Source organism: Neoalteromonas facilis (genome assembly GCF_002807665.1).
Classification (GTDB): Bacteria; Pseudomonadota; Gammaproteobacteria; order Enterobacterales; family Alteromonadaceae; genus Alteromonas_E; species Alteromonas_E facilis.
This window is the reverse complement of the sequence record NZ_PEAY01000002.1, coordinates 225050-241924: the sequence shown is the minus strand read 5'-3', so window position 1 is coordinate 241924 and position 16875 is coordinate 225050. Positions and strand designations below refer to the sequence as shown.

Here is a 16875-nt window from a genome sequence, read left to right as displayed (position 1 = left end):
ACCGTGTAACATTAACCTGGTTTTTTAACCCAAGCAGTACACCAGCCTTTTGCATTCACTTGTTTACCCGGGAAGATCGCGCACGGACGCCATTCGGCAGCTGCATCACCCTGCACGTACATACAATTACCACACGTAGAACCTTCTACCGTCGATTCATGGGTATATTGCAAGGCTTTTGCGGTGGGATCATCTGGACTTAATTGTTCTTGGGCATTGGCTCGCAGTGCAACACCACCAAGAGTGAGCCCAATTAAACTCGTTCCTGACAATTTTAGGAAATCACGGCGATTAACCTTATTCATTTAGCGCTCCTTAAGCGTTATGTATGTTCAACACGTATTTTCAATGATTAAAAACACGAATCATTCTTAATTACAAAAGCTTTAAACGACGAAGGCCCACCAGTGGTGGGCCTTCTTATTTTGATACCAGTTTACGCTGAATTTGGATTAGTGCCAGCGGTAAAAAGAAGAATATTGATCTATCTCACTTCGTGCTGATAAGGCTCAGTCTTCATCCAGTTCAGACTGCTGTGTATTGCCGAGAATATTCACTAATACATAGACTATGCCGAACACGACTACCGAGACGATGCCACACACTAGCAGCAATTGTTCAATATTTGGGATCATATGTTTTTGCTTCTCCTTAACGACAACGGTTGTACGGCAGCGTCTGGTTTTGCGTAAGCATACGCCCCAACCCGCTGCGTTTTGTGATAACTCACTAAACCACTGATGCTCATACTACCCAAATGTTCGATATCTAAATAACCGGTTTTATCGATACAATCCTCAGCTAAAACCACTTCTACGATTTCCCCGACGACCATTTCCGTGGCATTCGCTTGTATCGGCAGGATCTCAACCACGCGCAAACTGAGCTTGAGCGGAGACTCCTTCACATAGGGCGCATCAACCACTTGCGAGCGCGAAGCATTAAACCCAACAGCGTCAAATTCACTTTCATCAGAAGCATATCGGGCTGACGTTTGATGCGCCCGCTCAATCATTGATTCAGACACACTGTTCAACGTATACACACCGGTATCTTTTATATTTTGTAATGTATCGCGCGGGACTGTGTGTGGTCGCATGATCATGCCCAACAATGGCGGATTTGCGCCGATATGCACTACACTGCTGACAAGCGCGAGGTTATCGATTCCAGAAATCGATGTTGTTCCTACCAAATTGGCGCTTTTAAAACCCGACAGGCTATTGATAAATTCAGCGCGATAGCGCTGTGGCATTTGCTGAATGTCTTTGCTTGTAACAATACACTTACTCATCATCTCGCTTCGCTATAATGTTAAATCCCAGTTCCGTGGCATGCACCTCAATCTCTATTGGCTGGCAACAAATCTGACAATCAACCACTTGCTGTTGATTAATATCATTGTGAGGATCGATTTCTAAATCATTGATAACCATGCAATAAGGACACTCAAACTGTGCAGCATCAGTTAAGCTCATACTGGCTCCATTAATGTTCGCTAAACATCGCTTCAAAACGATTTGCTTTGACTCGGTTGTGACTGTGAATTCGATTTTATTAACAGTGATACGCTGACCGCGTTAATTTGGATTGAGCAAAGCATGAACTTTACCCCTCAATTCAACTGGATTAACCTTATTGACTAAACGTCACGCCGCACAACATTCAGTTTTTGCCATTATGGGAAATACTAAACACATTAAATTCGGCCAATGCCAGCTATGTGAACGCATAACGGATCTTACTTTTCATCACCTTATTCCGCGCAAAATGCATCGCCGAGCACACTTCAAGAAGCAATACAGCAAAGCGGAGCTAGCGCAAGGGATTACAATTTGCAGGACATGCCACAATGCGATCCATCGCTTTTACTCTGAAATGATACTGGCCAAACAATTCTCCAGCTTAGAAAGCTTGCAAGCAGATCCTCAAATATGCACACACACTAACTGGGTAAAAAAACAAAAAATACGCACATAACCCGTCGAACAGACTTTACAAAAATTACGACACTGTATATAAATACAGTTTTATATGTGCGCTAACTGGTGTGAAAAAGCTCCCCACTTTTTATTATTTGGACAATTTTATTGAGTGCCTCAAGTTTATTGAAGGCCCTTGCCAGCACTTATTGTCGGCACCGCAAAAGCAATGGCTGCAAAGCTTCCACCAGTTGCCAAAGTCCGCCCAATGCATCACCGCGCGTCTCGCTAATCGTAAACACCCATTGATTGCAAAAGCCAGCCTCGATTACGACGAAATTGACGCTGTCGATGAAGCCATTTTGGAACTGCAAAATCTCCACTGGCTTAGGCCATTAAGCCATAGCGATATGCATAACTGCCTACCATTAATGACTAAAAGTGACATACTGAGTATGTTACGAGCACACAACCTAGCGTGCACGACATCGGCTTCAAAAGGTCGATTGCTCGAACAAGCAAAGCAATTGCTACCCGTAGAGGCGTTTGTTGACTCATCAACAGCGCAACGCTATCTGTTACGTAATTTTGATGAAACGCTCAACTTCTTTTTATTTCTGTTTTTTGGGCATACGCGGGGTCGTATGACACAATTTTCGATGCGTGACTTAGGCGTCATGCGCACACGGAAAGACAGCGCCAACAACCAATCTCACTTTGAGCATGCTGACAGCGCGCAGTCAGCGTTCTACTACGCCCAATGGCGCGATCAAGTGCGCGGCACATCATTTGACGAATACGCTCGCATAGAGCCGAATTTGCTACCCGAAGCAAAAGGTACACTTGCGCAAAGATACAAAGACGAAGTGCTCTGGCTATTAGGCAAGGCATGGCTTCAGCAAGATAAACACTATGCGATGACATTATTGTCAGCGTCAAACCAAGACGCAGCACAGGAAAAATGGATCCGAGAAACGTATCGCTTGGGTGACAAAGATCTGGCTAGACAAAAACTCGAGTGCATTCTTGAAGATCCTGCTAGCGACGAATTGTTGTTGTTTGCCAAAGACTTTCTGGCTCAGAAGTTTAAACAGAAAAAGACCAGTCGCCTGACCGATCTGCTTAAACAGTCTCAGTCTGTCGTCGCCATAGATGAAATCTACATCAACAGCGTTGAGCGCGGTGTGGTTGAACATTACAAACGAGAAGGCCTTATCGCGGCACGCACAGAAAACCGCATGTGGTTAACACTATTCGGTTTATGTTTTTGGGACATTATTTATTCAACTGATGCCCAAGCATTAAATAATGAGTTCGATATTCGCCCCAACGTTTTATTGGAAAACCGATTATACAGCGATCATGGTGAGGCAATTGATGGGCTGCTAGCGCACTGTCTTGATAAACACAATTTCATTCGCCATCTCACCGAAACAAGCGCCAAGCACTATGGCAAAGTCAACGCTCTGTTCCAATGGCATCCTAGGTTACTGGATAACATTAAGTTACTGCTGCAATATGCCCAACCTCAGCAATACCTAGACATGCTCAAGGCGATGGCGGTTGATTACAAGAGTCTCAGTGATGGCTTTCCAGACATTATGGTCGTTGAACGTGATCAGTTACGACTTGAAGAAATTAAGGCGCCGGGTGATGCATTGCGACGCAACCAGCTTGTTTCAATAAATAAGCTGTCTGATTGTGGCTTTGACGTCAGGATCACCAAAGTGAATTGGTGTCGGGACCCCATGCAGCCCTATGTTGTAGTTGATATTGAAACCACTGGGGGCCAATCTCGCTATCACCGTATAACCGAAATAGGCGCAGTAAAACGTATCAATGGAATAACGGTTGCCCGTTGGCAATCTTTGATAAATCCACAGCGTAAGATCCCGTCAAACATCACCGCACTGACAGGGATTGATGATGAAATGGTAGTGGACGCGCCAACATTTGCTGACATTGCAGAGTCGTTTGAAGCTTTTACTCAAGGTTGTATTTTTGTCGCCCACAATGTGAACTTTGATTATGGCTTTATTAAGCAGGAATATGAGCGTTTGGGGCAGTCCTATCGTCGTCCTAAGTTTTGTACTTGTGCTGAGATGCGTAAAGTGAAGCGCGGACTGAAATCTTATTCCCTCGCTAACTTGACGGCTTATTTTGATATACCAATGAAACGCCATCACCGCGCGATGTCAGATGCCGAAGCCGCGGCTGAGTTACTCAGTATCATTCATCAATTAAAAGATGAAGCGGGCGTCGATTAACGTCCTCGGCCTAACTTGTACTGCGTCGCGCAATATGCTCGTTGCACACCTTCAGGCCTAAGTTGTTGATGCTTAGTCACCCGTCCGGATACACGAGCACGCCAGTTTTTAAACGTTTTAGGGTTTAGAGAACCACGCATGAGCGCAATCACTTGCTTTTCTGACAAGCCGTAAAGCCTTTCTATCGCTTCAAAGGGCGTTCTGTCTTCCCACGCCATTTCGATAACACGAGAGCGATCCGCTTCACTTCTGAACAACATTTGCTTTTAGTGCCTCAATAGAATGCCAAAGGGTTTCTGCTTCTTCAGTGAGTTTCGCATATAAACGCATATCACCATTGCGTTGAGCCAGCATCGCTTGCTCTAACTTTTTGTCATATTTCTGTCTCAATTTTTTGGTTGGGTCTGATTTTAAGAAACCAAACATACTCACTTCTCAAACAATTCGTCAGGTTTTTTCACATACGTAGCAAGCGCATACTATGATCACAAAAAACACTGATAAATGTTGTCGTTTCCCGATTCTGGCTGGTCAACACGGTGATTTCAATTTCATAGCGATCGACAATCGATAGATGAGTAGCGATTAATACATTTACCTTACACTTTATGTGGTCTATATATAGCTTTAGAGATTTAAATACAATTACGCGTATAAAACCTGCATTTATTCAGATAGGCGCCTCTAAAAGGATAGAGATAGCAGGTTCCATGAAGGAATTGAGTGGTACTGGACCGCATGGCCTTATGACAAATGAAAGCAAGATTACTGAGCAATCTATTCTGCAAACCCTAGAAACGGGCGTCGTCGTCCATGCGCCCGACACCAGTATATTGTATTCAAATCCCCGCGCAGCCGAATTGCTCGGTATGACAGAAGATCAAATGTATGGCCGAAAAGCGATGGATCCGTCATGGCATTTTGTCGACGACACCGGCGAGCCTCTGCCTGTAGAAAAATATCCAATCTCTCGGGTTTTAGCGACTCAGCAGCCTTTAGGGACAATGGTGTTAGGCATTCTCAGTCCGCTACACGATGGTTGTGTATGGGTATTGGTCAACGCGTCACCAGCCTTTGATGAAAATGGAGAACTCTCCCACGTCAGTATTAATTTTTATGACGTATCCAAACAAAAATCACTGGAACTGGACTTGCGTAGCCGTACTCACCGATACGAAATGCTGTTACGCAATGCCAGTGATGGCACCTTTGTGTTAAATGCCAAAAGCTGTATTGAAGAAGCCAGCGACTCTTTGTGTGACATGCTGGATTACTCGCGAGATCAAATCATTGGAATGCACGTTCGTCATCTAGACACCAAATATGACGCCAAACGACACGACACTATCGTTAAAAAACTTATTCGTCATGCCAAACGCGTGCAGTTTGAAACCCACTATCGTAAGCGTGATGGTGCCTTATTGCCGGTAGAAGTCAGCGCGATGCCGGTCGATTTAGACGGCGAAGCCATTTTCTTCTGCTCCACACGCGACATTTCAGAACGCAAAGCGGTTGAGTTAGAACGACTAAACCGGCAGCAAGAGCTGGAACACCTCGTTAGGCAAAGAACCAAGGAACTGAACACAGCAAAAGATCTCGCAGAAGCAGCCAATGTTACCAAAAGTGCATTTCTCGCGAACATCAGCCATGAAATACGCACGCCATTGAATGTTATTGCTGGCATGACACATTTACTGCGAGAAGAAGGCCTTCCAAGCCAATATGCAGACAAAATCGAGAATATCGAATCAGCCAGTGAGCATCTCCTTGAGCTCATCAATGCCGTACTGGATTTATCCAAAATAGAGGCTGGGCGATTCGAGCTTAAACGCGAAAGAGTGTTTGTTCCTGAAGTGTGTAACGACGTGATCACTATGATTGACTCTTCAATCAAAGACAAAGGCCTAATATTAAAAACAGACATAGCGCCATTGCCACAATGCTATGTCAGTGATGCTACGCGCATGCGTCAGGCGCTGATCAATCTTGCCAGCAATGCGGTTAAGTTTACTGAAAAAGGAAGCGTTACGTTGCGCGTTATTCTGGAGACGGATGCGCCTGACTTTTCAGTGTTGCGTTTTGAAGTATCTGACACTGGAATAGGCATACCCGCTGAATCATTACCGCGATTGTTTAATGAGTTTGAACAAGCCGATAACTCCCTTACACGAGAATATAGCGGTACCGGATTAGGACTAGCAATCACCAAAAAAATCGCCCAATTTATGGGAGGAGACGTTGGAGCAGAATCACAGCTAGGCAAAGGGAGTACGTTTTGGTTCACCGTAAGATTACCCAAATGCCACTCCTCAAAGGCTGTGAAAGCGACTAAAACGCATCGTGACGCAAAGGCTGAGCTAATAGCCCAGTTTAGCGGCAAACGCGTGCTAATCGTCGATGATGAACCGATGAATCGCGATGTGCTTAGCGAATTTCTTGCGTTGGTAAATTTGCACGCTGTATGTGTAGAAGATGGTGAACAGGCCATCGAGAAAATTAGCCAGGAGGCTTTTGATATTGTGCTAATGGATATGCAAATGCCTCGCATGCATGGTTTAGAAGCCACCCAGCACATCCGACAACTTAAAAACGGGGAGCGCCTGCCCATTATTGCGTTAACCGGTAACGCATTGAAAGAAAACAAAGAAGCCTGTTTGGCCGCTGGCATGAACGACTTTATTACCAAGCCCTTACGCTTTGACTTACTCTACGAAACGCTATTGAATTGGCTAACATTGTCCAAAGAGGAATAAGCGATTGGCGAGCAGTCGCGCATTGAATCACTCTGCATTGGCCAATTGTCGATTTAGATATCCCTTCGTTTGACGTCATTGTTATCAAACCGTTCGCCAAATATAGCGGCTAATAAAAAGAGCTAAATAAATAGATCCAAAATCTCAACGCTAGCGTAAACACCCATGCACTGTTGAAGTGTGTACGCGTTCTTGCTGTTGGCCCACGGGATGTGGGCCTTTTTTTTATGATTTAAAAGACCAACTCAACCCAGCGAGTACCCGGGACCGTCCCTCGACTAAATCGAGACGAACAAACCAACCAAAACCCGATTGCCCGATGTCGGCACTAAGCTCCGACGACATGCCATGACCGTCGCCCAGAAAGTCTTCGGTTAATTCTGCTCGCAATCCAAATTCCGGACTGACATAGGAATAATGAGCAAAATATTCCACTTGCTGTTGCGCTAACGCAAACTCACCTTCGATGCCTAATACCCATTTTGCCTGACTGTTTTCTGCTCGCTTTACCACCTCAGCAAACATCGTATGTTCGGGTTGCACTTTGTATCGAAATTCGGCACGGATAAAATTGGCCTGTGTCATTCTCTCCAGGCTAAATTCGTAGCTACTGCGTTTATCCATTCGCGCTGAATATTCGATTTCTACATAATCAATTGCATCTGGAGGATCCAAAGCATGTGCTGGATCTAAGCCTTCTAGCTGCCCCAAAACCACTTCAAACTGACTGCTATTGTTTAGTTGGCGAACATGCCTTAACCCTGTTATCCAGCCATCTTTAGACAAACCGGATGACGATACTCGTCCTTTATAGGTTGGAATTACGCCCATCTCTGTTTTGCCATAATCACCTTGATGGCGGGCAAACAAACGTCTTACGTAGAAATAGTCCGCTTGACTGTCATCAAACGTGTTGTGGCTAGAGCCAAAATCATCTCCAGTGACTGCAAAAGCATGAACGCTCCATTCTGAGTCAAACGAAAATTCAGGGTAATAGCGGGCGCGATACTGATATCGCACATCCCGATCAGAACGTTTATCAACGCGTGTTTGTAAATCAAGCTTTTGGCTAAAAGACGCAAGTACATGCGGCGATAGCGTAACTGACAACATGAAAACGAATGCTATAAATCGCAACCAATTCAACAATAAAAGCTCCTAGAAAGTGAATCCATTTTTAACACTATTGCTATTGAAGAGTGAAAATCATAGCGGAAAATCATGCTCTGCGCCCCTTTTTCCGACCGCTTTACTCACGGCGTAACCAATCGTGTTCAACAACACTCACCTTCTGCTCACTAATCGCTTAATACCCACCCAGGAACGTGAGAAAAGGTAACTTCGCTCATGTAAACAACCAGCAGATCATACTGTTTAGCGAGATAAAGTGACTCTTGCGTATGCTGTGTTCTGTCCAGCAAAAAAATGCAGAAAAAGCTCTGGTGACAGCCCATAAAAAAAGCCAGTCGACTGACTGGCCTTTAACAATTATTTAAGCTTTGAGCAGGATTATGCCATACCTAATTTTTTCTCTAGGTAATGGATATTCGTACCACCCGCAGAGAAATTCTCATCTGCCATGATCTTGCGCTGCAATGGAATATTGGTTTTGATCCCCTCTATTACAAGCTCATCCAAGGCATGACGCATTCTAGCAATGGCTTCATCACGGCTTTCGCCATAAGTGATCAACTTACCAATCATCGAATCATAGTAGGGTGGTACACTGTAGCCCGCGTAAATATGTGAATCCCAACGCACACCCAAACCGCCCGGTGAGTGGAACATATTGATTGTACCTGGGCTAGGAATGAAGGTGTTTGGGTCTTCCGCATTGATACGGCATTCAATCGCATGACCACGCACTTTAACCTGTGATTGATCGATAGAAAGCGGCTGACCTGCAGCAATACGTAATTGCTCTTTAATAAGGTCCACGCCGGTGATCATTTCCGATACTGGGTGCTCAACCTGAATACGGGTGTTCATTTCAATGAAATAGAACTCGCCATTTTCATACAAGAACTCGAAAGTTCCTGCGCCGCGATAGCCGATTTCAATACAAGCACGACGACAGCGTTCACCAATTTTATTACGCATTTGCTCTGAAATGCCCGGTGCAGGTGCTTCCTCGACCACCTTCTGGTGACGACGCTGCATTGAACAATCGCGCTCTGCCAGATGGATGGCATTGCCTTGCCCGTCCGCAAGCACTTGGATTTCAACGTGGCGTGGATTTTCAAGGAATTTCTCCATGTACACCATGCTGTTACCAAAAGCGGCGCCGGCTTCAGCTTGTGTTGTGCTGATTGCATTGATCAGTTCCGCTTCACTGCGCACAACGCGCATACCACGACCACCACCACCACCAGCAGCTTTTACGATGATCGGATAGCCAATACGTTTTGCAATGCTCTTATTGCGCTCGGCATCATCAGTCAACGGACCGTCAGAGCCTGGCACACAAGGAACACCGGCCTTTTTCATAGCGTTGATGGCCGAAACCTTATCACCCATAAGGTTAATCGTATCGGCTGTAGGACCCACAAAAATGAATCCCGAACGCTCAACTGCTTCGGCAAAATCGGCATTCTCAGCTAAGAAACCGTATCCCGGATGTATCGCAATCGAATTGGTCACTTCAGCCGCCGCAATAATGCGCGGAATATTCAAATAACTTTCTGTTGCCGACGGTTTACCTATACAAATAGATTCGTCGGCTAACAAAACGTGCTTGAGATTCTGATCAGCAGTGGAGTGAACCGCTACCGTTTTGATCCCAAGTTCTTTGCAAGCCCGTAAGATGCGCAGTGCAATCTCCCCACGGTTTGCTATCAAGACTTTATCAAGCATGGTGCGATACTCGCTTATTCGATGATAAACATTGGTTGGTCGTATTCAACTGCGTCTTGGTTTTCAATCAAGATTTCACGCACGACACCGGCTTTATCTGCTTCAATTTGGTTCATCATTTTCATGGCTTCAACAATACATAATGTGTCACCCACATTAACCGTTTGACCCACTTCAACGAACGGCTTCGCTTCTGGTGAAGATGCGCGATAGAAAGTACCCACCATCGGTGACTTCACTACATGCCCTGTTATTTCAGGGGCAGCAGCGGGTGCCGCCGCAGGCGCTGGCGCTGCTGCAGCCGCAGGTGCCGGAGCAGCTACAGGCGCAGAGTATTGAACAGGGGCAGGCATAACGGCAGCTTGGCTTGAGCCACGGTGAATACGTACTGACTCCTCACCTTCTGTGATTTCCAGTTCAGCAATTCCGGATTCTTCCACTAACTCGATGAGTTTCTTAATTTTTCTAATGTCCATGTTCTGTCTCTACATTACGATTGTTGTTTTAAATAGTCATTCAATGCGATCAAGCTCAGGCAATAGCCGTTCGCACCAAATCCACAAATTACGCCAATGGCTATATCTGAAAGGTATGAGTGTTGTCTAAATGGCTCTCTGGCGTGCACATTCGACAAATGCACTTCGATAAATGGAATAGAGACACTTAAAAGTGCATCTCTCAAGGCTACGCTGGTGTGTGTGAATGCCGCAGGGTTTATGATGATACCGTCATAAACATCCTTCGCTGCATGAATAGCGTCGATGAGCACATGCTCTGCATTTGACTGCACGTGTTCAACCGTAAGTCCCATTTTTTCACCGTCCGCGACTACCCGCGATACGATATCTTCTAAGCTTTGTGAACCATATTTGTCAGGTTCACGCTGCCCTAACATGTTTAAGTTAGGACCATTAATCAACAATACCTTCAAAATTTCGCAGCCATTTGTTATGAACGTGCAGCCAAAGTAACATTTAATCGATTATTTTCGCAAATCGAGCATTTTTTACACAGCTCAAAGCTGCGCGTGGCCAATTAGACGGAAATTATAGTCAATATGAGCAAGATCGCAGCAAAATACTGGTCTAATGAGGTTTAATTTGGACGTTTCACATCAATTCACGTGAGTCTCGCGCACGAATTTAAATGGGATGGATTCAAAATTTCCATTAGGCTTAGGCCGATAAACCGCAAAATGAAGGTGCGGCAGGCTGGAAAAGCCCGTATTACCGGAAAACCCTATAAGCTGCCCAGCGTCAACACTATCGCCTCGCTGTACGGCAACACCATACTGTTTTAAATGGTGGTACTCACCTGTCGTACCATCGTCATGTAAGATCACGATGTAATTGGCATACTTCGCATACGCTCGGGTCTCACCTTGTCGATAATGCTTGTCTACTGTATCGATCACGATGCCATTTCGCGCGGCATGCACTGGCGTACCAACGGGCACGGCAAAATCAATTGCATAGCGAGAAGCGCCGGTATGACTAAACCCGCCGCCCATACCTTGAGTAATGGTATAACGCTGACCTTTGGCAAAGGGGATCAGATACTCAACTGTATGATCATGAACTGCATTTAACTGACCAGCAGACCAACTAACGGAATATTGCAAACGCGATAAATTGCTCTGCGCTTCGGGCTGAAAAGACAACACAGTTTCTTTTGAATTAGCCCGTAGGGCATAGGTTTTTTCAAATCTATGACGACGCCAACTTGTATCTCTATAAGCGCCCGTGACCGTAACAACAACGGGATACGGGGTAATATTATAGAGATACAGTTGCGCTGGGTTTTGTTGCTTATCAAAACAAAACCAATCATCAAAACAGGTAGCGGCGTCGCTTTCTAATGTGAAAACAATACTCAGTATCAATAAACCTAAACTAGTCAGTTTACGCATATCATCACCTCAGTATTCAGCGACTGCGTCGCTGCCACTATTGATTATGACTTGGGCAATACTCGTCGTACATGTTGAGCAAAAGGTTCAGCGCGCATAAAACCGGTCACACGCGCGGTTTTTAGTTCTCGCCCCGTTTTGTCGAAGAACAAAATTGTCGGCAAACCTAATACCGAAAACGTATCCTGAAATTCTAGGTTTGACGGTGTATTGTCAGTCAAATCAATTTGCATCCACACCGTTTCGCTCAACGCATCCACCACTTCTGGGGCGGGAAATGTGTATTTTTCAAATTCTTTACATGCCACGCACCAGTCGGCATAAAGGTCAACCATAACACTCTTGCCTTCGCCTACTGCTTTACCCAGTTTAGCTTCAAAATCGGCCAAATCACGTACCACGATAAATTCAGGGTGGGCGGAACTCGTTGCCATGGCAGACTCTGTTGTCTGGGTGCTATGATCACTCGGCGTTATAGCGTTATAGCCGTACAAACCAGATAAAAACAGTCCGGCAAATATGACAAAGGACCTCACGCCTTTAAAGAACGTGACCGGCGTGTTTTGGTTCATTACAAATAAATAGGTGGATGCTGCAAAACCTGTCACGGCATACATTACGTCTGTCCAGTGACTGATCCATAATCGCTCAATAAACAAAATTGCGACCGCTAACATCATAAACCCAAAGGTGACCTTCACCACATTCATCCAGTTGCCGGCTTTCGGTAACAACTTACCGCCGGTTATACCAAACAATATTAACGGGATACCCATACCGATACTGAGTGCATATAAGGAGACAAATCCGAGCATTAAATCACCGCTTTGCGCGATAAATAATAATATTCCGGTAAGCGGCGCCGTTGTACAGGGTGAAGCGACAAGACCCGATATAGCGCCCATAATGAAGACACCAATTAAATTGCCGCTTTTCTGCTGATTACTCAGGCTATTTAATTTCTCTTGCCAACGACTCGGCAACTGCAATTCATAGGCACCAAACATCACCAGTGCGAGCAAAACAAAGATGGCAATCAGCACGGCTAAAATCATAGGATGTTGCAAAGCCGCCTGAAATTTCACGCCTGCTGAGGCAACAACTAAGCCGAGAATAGAGTAGGTTATTGCCATACCTTGCACATACACAAAGCTCAACAGCAATGCTCTTGAAGTTTTAATTTGCTTGCCTTGCCCGATCACGATGCCCGATAAAATGGGGTACATCGGAAAAACACACGGCGTAAAAGCGAGGCCAATACCTAAAGCTAAAAACAGTAGCAGTGTCAGCACAAGCCCCTCTTCCGACGCTAAACGAGAGGCCAAATCAAATTGTTGCGAGACGTTAGCTGAAGTATCACTTTCCATTCCAACTTCGGCATTGGCTGCAGTTTCAGTAGACTGGCCGTCATCATTCACAGCATCGAGATAGATAACCCGCGTAGTTGGTGGGTAACATAACCCCTCTTCAGCACACCCCTGATAACGAAGCTTTACCGAACCATCCTGACGTGCCCATTCAATCGGGAAAGTTAACGTTAACTCATTAAAAAAGACTTCAGACACACCAAAGAACTCATCTTCTATTTCCCTACCTTGCGGAAAGCTAGGCTCGCCTAACGAAGCGTCTTTGGTAACAGTTTTAAATTGCTTCTTGTACAGATAGTAACCGTCTGCAATGTCGAACGACACCGTTAGTGTGTTATCACGTTGTGAGAACTCAAATTGAAAGGCTTCTTCTTCTTTTAGAAACTGAGGCTCTTGTGAAAAAATATCGGCAAGTGGATCGTTACCTGGCAGCGACTGCGCCCCACATGTCCACGGGAAAGCAATAAATAGTGTGATTAACAGTAATACTACGTTTCTGTACTTCATTTCAGTGTTTGTTTCATCCAATTAAAATAAGCATCGCTTGCTCCCGCGTCGATGCATACCCACTCAGGGACATCATAAGGGTGCAAACTTAAAACAAGCCGGTAAGCCTCATCAATACATTTTTGCTGCGTTTTGATAATAAGTTGGCATTCAGTGTCTTCAACTATATCGCCTTGCCATTCATAGACAGACGTTAAGCCTTCAAGAAGGTTCACACAGGCTGCTAATTGATTTTCGACCAATGAAGCCGCAATTCTCTGTGCTACTGATTTATCAGGCGCCGTGCACAACACCACGACCATATTAGTTGATGAACTCATATTATTGACCCGGAACTCGTCGAATTGCTTTCATTAAACGACATAGTACCAAGCACTAATGCTGCAAACTACGTTAAGATACATACCTGAGTGTGAGAAGTCATTGCACAGATGCGTCGAATGAAGCTTGGTACATTGCTCCATTTATTCGAGCAAATTTTCGTTACATTTTAACGCTGGGCTTTAGTATTGTGTTTAACGCATTAACCCACACTCACTGATTAAAGAACGTTTAAAGGGCTTTCAATTGGGCATACTTTTTCTACTTTTTGCGGTCATGCCGATCGTTGAGATTGCGTTACTGATCCAGGTTGGTGACATCATCGGCGGATGGAATACGGTCGCTATCGTCATCATCACAGCTTTTATCGGTGCATACTTGGTCCGCCAAGAAGGCTTATCCACGCTGCAAGAAGCACAGCGCAAAATGCAGCAAGGGGCAATGCCCGGCGATGAAATGGCGCAGGGTCTATTTTTAGTTATCGCTGGTGTGTTGTTGGTCACCCCCGGTTTCGTTACCGATATCATAGGGCTTTTGTTCACTTTTGCTCCGACACGTAAATTATTTGCACGCGCGTTGTTAACCAAACTGGCCAATAGTCAACGAGTGCACACGCATGTTTACACACAACAAAGTTACACTCAGCATTACCAGTCCAGACCTGAGCCCGGTCGTGACAGTGATGGCGATGTGATAGAAGGTGAATATCGCGAGCATCAATCAGATCCACGTGAACACATCGAAGACTTCACAAACGATCGCCGTGATCAGTAGTTGATACCGCCCCCTTCCCCCATCGCTATATAGAATAATTCAAATTTTTTTTCATAAAGCCCTTGAGATTATCAGGGGCATACCCATTTAACCCCGCATACAAATTTTTAATCAGCCCGAGATAGTCGGGTGAGTGACAAAACCCCAATCATTTGGAATTTTCAGGAGATTTGAAAATGGCAATTCGTCCTTTACATGACCGCGTTATCGTTAAACGCGAAGACCAAGAGAGCAAATCTGCAGGCGGGATCGTGTTAACCGGTTCTGCGGCAGAAAAATCAACTCGCGGCAAAATCATTGCTGTGGGCAATGGTCGCGTACTTGAAAATGGCGATGTTAAAGCGCTTGACGTTAAAGTCGGCGACACCGTTATTTTCAATGACGGCTACGGTGTAAAAACCGAAAAATTAGATGGTGAGGAAGTACTCATCATGAGCGAAAGCGACATTCTTGCAGTCGTTGAATAATACGTTTAAACACAGATTTTAGAGGAAACTAAAAAATGGCAGCAAAAGAAGTCCGTTTTGGTGATGACGCTCGCGTAAAAATGCTAGCGGGTGTAAACATTCTTGCAAACGCAGTTAAAGTAACCCTTGGTCCTAAAGGCCGTAACGTTGTTCTAGACAAATCATTCGGCGCACCAACCATTACTAAAGATGGTGTATCGGTAGCGAAAGAAATCGAACTTGAAGATAAGTTCGAGAACATGGGCGCACAAATGGTTAAAGAAGTAGCGTCTAAAGCTAATGATGAAGCAGGTGACGGTACAACAACAGCAACCGTTCTAGCACAAGCAATCGTTACAGAAGGCTTAAAATCAGTTGCAGCGGGCATGAACCCGATGGATCTTAAGCGTGGTATCGACAAAGCAGTAGCCGCTGCGGTTGAACAACTTAAGTCACTTTCAGTGCCATGTGCAGACAGCAAAGCCATCGCGCAAGTAGGTACTATCTCAGCAAACTCTGATAAAGAAGTCGGCGAAATCATTGCAGAAGCAATGGACAAAGTCGGTAAAGAAGGCGTTATCACTGTTGAAGAAGGCCAAGCTCTGCAAAACGAACTAGACGTTGTAGAAGGTATGCAGTTTGACCGCGGTTACCTATCGCCTTACTTCATCAACAATGCTGAAAACGGTACTGTTGAGCTAGACAGCCCTTATATCCTATTGGTTGATAAGAAAGTTTCTAACATTCGCGAATTGCTACCTACGCTAGAAGCCGTTGCTAAATCTTCTAAGCCTTTGATGATCATCGCTGAAGATGTTGAAGGTGAAGCGCTTGCTACTTTAGTGGTTAACAACATGCGCGGTATAGTTAAAGTCGCAGCGGTTAAAGCTCCTGGTTTCGGTGACCGCCGTAAAGCAATGCTACAAGACATCGCTATCCTAACAGGTGGCACGGTCATCTCTGAAGAGATTGGTCTTGAGCTTGAAAAAGTACAACTAGAAGACCTAGGTACTGCTAAACGCGTTGTGATCAGCAAAGACAACACTACTGTTGTTGACGGTGCTGGTGAAGAAGATGCGATCCAAGGTCGTTGCGCTCAAATCCGTGCTCAAATCGAAGAATCAACGTCTGATTATGACAAAGAAAAACTTCAAGAGCGTTTAGCTAAACTGGCGGGCGGTGTTGCCGTCATCAAAGTTGGCGCAGCCACTGAAGTTGAAATGAAAGAGAAGAAAGCTCGTGTTGAAGATGCGCTTCACGCAACGCGCGCAGCAGTTGAAGAGGGTGTTGTAGCCGGTGGTGGTGTTGCACTAGTACGCGCAGCATCTGCCATTGTTGACCTTGAAGGTGAAAACGAAGACCAAACTCACGGTATTAAACTAGCGCTACGCGCGATGGAAGCTCCATTGCGTCAAATCGCATCAAATGCTGGTGCTGAAGCATCTGTTGTAACTAACAGTGTTAAAGCGGGTGAAGGTAGCTATGGTTACAATGCCGGTAATGACACCTACGGTGACATGATCGAGATGGGTATCCTTGACCCAACTAAAGTAACGCGTTCTGCACTTCAGTTTGCAGCATCAATTGCAAGCTTGATGATTACAACTGAATGTATGGTTACTGATATTCCTAAGGAAGAAGCTGCAATGCCTGATATGGGTGGCATGGGCGGTATGGGTGGCATGGGCGGCATGATGTAAGCCAGCCTGCTACCAAGCAATTCAAAAGCCCCCTACCTCACGGTCGGGGGCTTTTT

18 protein-coding genes are annotated in these 16875 nt (G+C 45.2%); 5 read left to right on the top strand and 13 right to left on the bottom strand.

Going from position 1 to position 16875, the window contains the following annotated elements; translation table 11 throughout:
* Positions 1-11 precede the first annotated feature (11 nt).
* The 4 genes from CSH93_RS07280 to CSH93_RS07270 all read right to left on the bottom strand — a co-directional run bounded on the left by CSH93_RS07280 (position 12) and on the right by CSH93_RS07270 (position 1478).
* Complete coding sequence (locus tag CSH93_RS07280) at positions 12-305, bottom strand: high-potential iron-sulfur protein (protein ID WP_100642579.1); 294 nt, start codon at positions 303-305, stop codon at positions 12-14.
* 204 nt (positions 306-509) lie between these two features.
* Positions 510-635, bottom strand: coding sequence for a hypothetical protein (locus CSH93_RS18200; protein WP_276307699.1), 126 nt, complete (start codon positions 633-635; stop codon positions 510-512).
* On the bottom strand, positions 632-1294 hold the full coding sequence (locus CSH93_RS07275) for a flavin reductase family protein (protein ID WP_100642578.1): 663 nt from the start codon (positions 1292-1294) through the stop codon (positions 632-634). Before CSH93_RS07275 ends, CSH93_RS18200 begins: the two co-directional genes overlap by 4 nt.
* Positions 1287-1478, bottom strand: coding sequence for a zinc ribbon domain-containing protein (locus tag CSH93_RS07270; protein ID WP_100642577.1), 192 nt, complete (start codon positions 1476-1478; stop codon positions 1287-1289). The genes CSH93_RS07275 and CSH93_RS07270 overlap by 8 nt, the downstream gene beginning before the upstream one ends.
* A gap of 572 nt (positions 1479-2050) precedes the next feature.
* Between CSH93_RS07270 and CSH93_RS07260 the strand changes: the two genes are divergently transcribed.
* A complete protein-coding gene (locus CSH93_RS07260) occupies positions 2051-4189 on the top strand; it encodes an exonuclease domain-containing protein (RefSeq protein ID WP_100642576.1) in 2139 nt (712 codons plus the stop codon).
* Here the strand turns inward: CSH93_RS07260 and CSH93_RS07255 are convergent.
* A complete protein-coding gene (locus CSH93_RS07255; protein WP_100642575.1) occupies positions 4186-4449 on the bottom strand; it encodes a TIGR03643 family protein in 264 nt (87 codons plus the stop codon). The two genes, CSH93_RS07260 and CSH93_RS07255, sit on opposite strands and share 4 nt — an antisense overlap.
* Entirely contained in the window at positions 4433-4615 is a 183-nt protein-coding gene (locus tag CSH93_RS07250) for a DUF6435 family protein (protein WP_100642574.1), read from the bottom strand. Before CSH93_RS07250 ends, CSH93_RS07255 begins: the two co-directional genes overlap by 17 nt.
* Positions 4616-4899: 284 nt before the next feature.
* Between CSH93_RS07250 and CSH93_RS07245 the strand changes: the two genes are divergently transcribed.
* Positions 4900-6942 (top strand): PAS domain-containing hybrid sensor histidine kinase/response regulator, encoded by a 2043-nt coding sequence (locus tag CSH93_RS07245; protein WP_164078317.1) that lies wholly within the window; start codon positions 4900-4902, stop codon positions 6940-6942.
* 225 nt (positions 6943-7167) lie between these two features.
* On the opposite strand, the gene CSH93_RS07240 is transcribed toward CSH93_RS07245, so the two are convergent.
* The 7 genes from CSH93_RS07240 to cutA form a co-directional block, all read right to left on the bottom strand.
* Complete coding sequence (locus CSH93_RS07240) at positions 7168-8091, bottom strand: hypothetical protein (RefSeq protein ID WP_100642572.1); 924 nt, start codon at positions 8089-8091, stop codon at positions 7168-7170.
* A gap of 360 nt (positions 8092-8451) precedes the next feature.
* A complete protein-coding gene (accC, locus tag CSH93_RS07235) occupies positions 8452-9795 on the bottom strand; it encodes an acetyl-CoA carboxylase biotin carboxylase subunit (RefSeq protein ID WP_100642571.1) in 1344 nt (447 codons plus the stop codon).
* 14 nt (positions 9796-9809) lie between these two features.
* Positions 9810-10271, bottom strand: coding sequence for an acetyl-CoA carboxylase biotin carboxyl carrier protein (gene accB / locus CSH93_RS07230; protein WP_100642570.1), 462 nt, complete (start codon positions 10269-10271; stop codon positions 9810-9812).
* Positions 10272-10285: 14 nt separating this feature from the next.
* A complete protein-coding gene (aroQ, locus tag CSH93_RS07225; RefSeq protein WP_100642569.1) occupies positions 10286-10726 on the bottom strand; it encodes a type II 3-dehydroquinate dehydratase in 441 nt (146 codons plus the stop codon).
* A 183-nt stretch (positions 10727-10909) separates the two neighbouring features.
* Positions 10910-11704 (bottom strand): M23 family metallopeptidase, encoded by a 795-nt coding sequence (locus tag CSH93_RS07220; RefSeq protein ID WP_100642568.1) that lies wholly within the window; start codon positions 11702-11704, stop codon positions 10910-10912.
* A 44-nt stretch (positions 11705-11748) separates the two neighbouring features.
* Positions 11749-13578 carry a protein-disulfide reductase DsbD gene (locus CSH93_RS07215; RefSeq protein ID WP_100642567.1) on the bottom strand — a complete coding sequence of 610 codons (1830 nt, stop codon included), beginning with the start codon at positions 13576-13578 and terminating at the stop codon, positions 11749-11751.
* Complete coding sequence (cutA, locus tag CSH93_RS07210; protein ID WP_240615520.1) at positions 13575-13898, bottom strand: divalent-cation tolerance protein CutA; 324 nt, start codon at positions 13896-13898, stop codon at positions 13575-13577. The genes CSH93_RS07215 and cutA overlap by 4 nt, the downstream gene beginning before the upstream one ends.
* A 247-nt stretch (positions 13899-14145) precedes the next feature.
* Between cutA and CSH93_RS07205 the strand changes: the two genes are divergently transcribed.
* The 3 genes from CSH93_RS07205 (at position 14146) to groL (ending at position 16819) form a co-directional block, all read left to right on the top strand.
* A complete protein-coding gene (locus CSH93_RS07205; protein WP_100642566.1) occupies positions 14146-14673 on the top strand; it encodes an FxsA family protein in 528 nt (175 codons plus the stop codon).
* Between the two features lie 176 nt (positions 14674-14849).
* Positions 14850-15140 (top strand): co-chaperone GroES, encoded by a 291-nt coding sequence (locus CSH93_RS07200; RefSeq protein WP_100642565.1) that lies wholly within the window; start codon positions 14850-14852, stop codon positions 15138-15140.
* Between the two features lie 35 nt (positions 15141-15175).
* Positions 15176-16819, top strand: coding sequence for a chaperonin GroEL (gene groL / locus CSH93_RS07195; RefSeq protein ID WP_100642564.1), 1644 nt, complete (start codon positions 15176-15178; stop codon positions 16817-16819).
* Positions 16820-16875: the final 56 nt, after the last annotated feature.

Coding starts and splice junctions, on each gene's coding strand:
- CSH93_RS07280 (WP_100642579.1), bottom strand. CDS start 305: ATGAATAAGGTTAATCGCCGTGATTTCCTAAAATTGTCAGGAACGAGT.
- CSH93_RS18200 (WP_276307699.1), bottom strand. CDS start 635: ATGATCCCAAATATTGAACAATTGCTGCTAGTGTGTGGCATCGTCTCG.
- CSH93_RS07275 (WP_100642578.1), bottom strand. CDS start 1,294: ATGAGTAAGTGTATTGTTACAAGCAAAGACATTCAGCAAATGCCACAG.
- CSH93_RS07270 (WP_100642577.1), bottom strand. CDS start 1,478: ATGAGCTTAACTGATGCTGCACAGTTTGAGTGTCCTTATTGCATGGTT.
- CSH93_RS07255 (WP_100642575.1), bottom strand. CDS start 4,449: ATGTTGTTCAGAAGTGAAGCGGATCGCTCTCGTGTTATCGAAATGGCG.
- CSH93_RS07250 (WP_100642574.1), bottom strand. CDS start 4,615: ATGTTTGGTTTCTTAAAATCAGACCCAACCAAAAAATTGAGACAGAAA.
- CSH93_RS07245 (WP_164078317.1), top strand. CDS start 4,900: ATGAAGGAATTGAGTGGTACTGGACCGCATGGCCTTATGACAAATGAA.
- accC (WP_100642571.1), bottom strand. CDS start 9,795: ATGCTTGATAAAGTCTTGATAGCAAACCGTGGGGAGATTGCACTGCGC.
- accB (WP_100642570.1), bottom strand. CDS start 10,271: ATGGACATTAGAAAAATTAAGAAACTCATCGAGTTAGTGGAAGAATCC.
- CSH93_RS07220 (WP_100642568.1), bottom strand. CDS start 11,704: ATGCGTAAACTGACTAGTTTAGGTTTATTGATACTGAGTATTGTTTTC.
- CSH93_RS07215 (WP_100642567.1), bottom strand. CDS start 13,578: ATGAAGTACAGAAACGTAGTATTACTGTTAATCACACTATTTATTGCT.
- cutA (WP_240615520.1), bottom strand. CDS start 13,898: ATGAGTTCATCAACTAATATGGTCGTGGTGTTGTGCACGGCGCCTGAT.
- CSH93_RS07200 (WP_100642565.1), top strand. CDS start 14,850: ATGGCAATTCGTCCTTTACATGACCGCGTTATCGTTAAACGCGAAGAC.
- groL (WP_100642564.1), top strand. CDS start 15,176: ATGGCAGCAAAAGAAGTCCGTTTTGGTGATGACGCTCGCGTAAAAATG.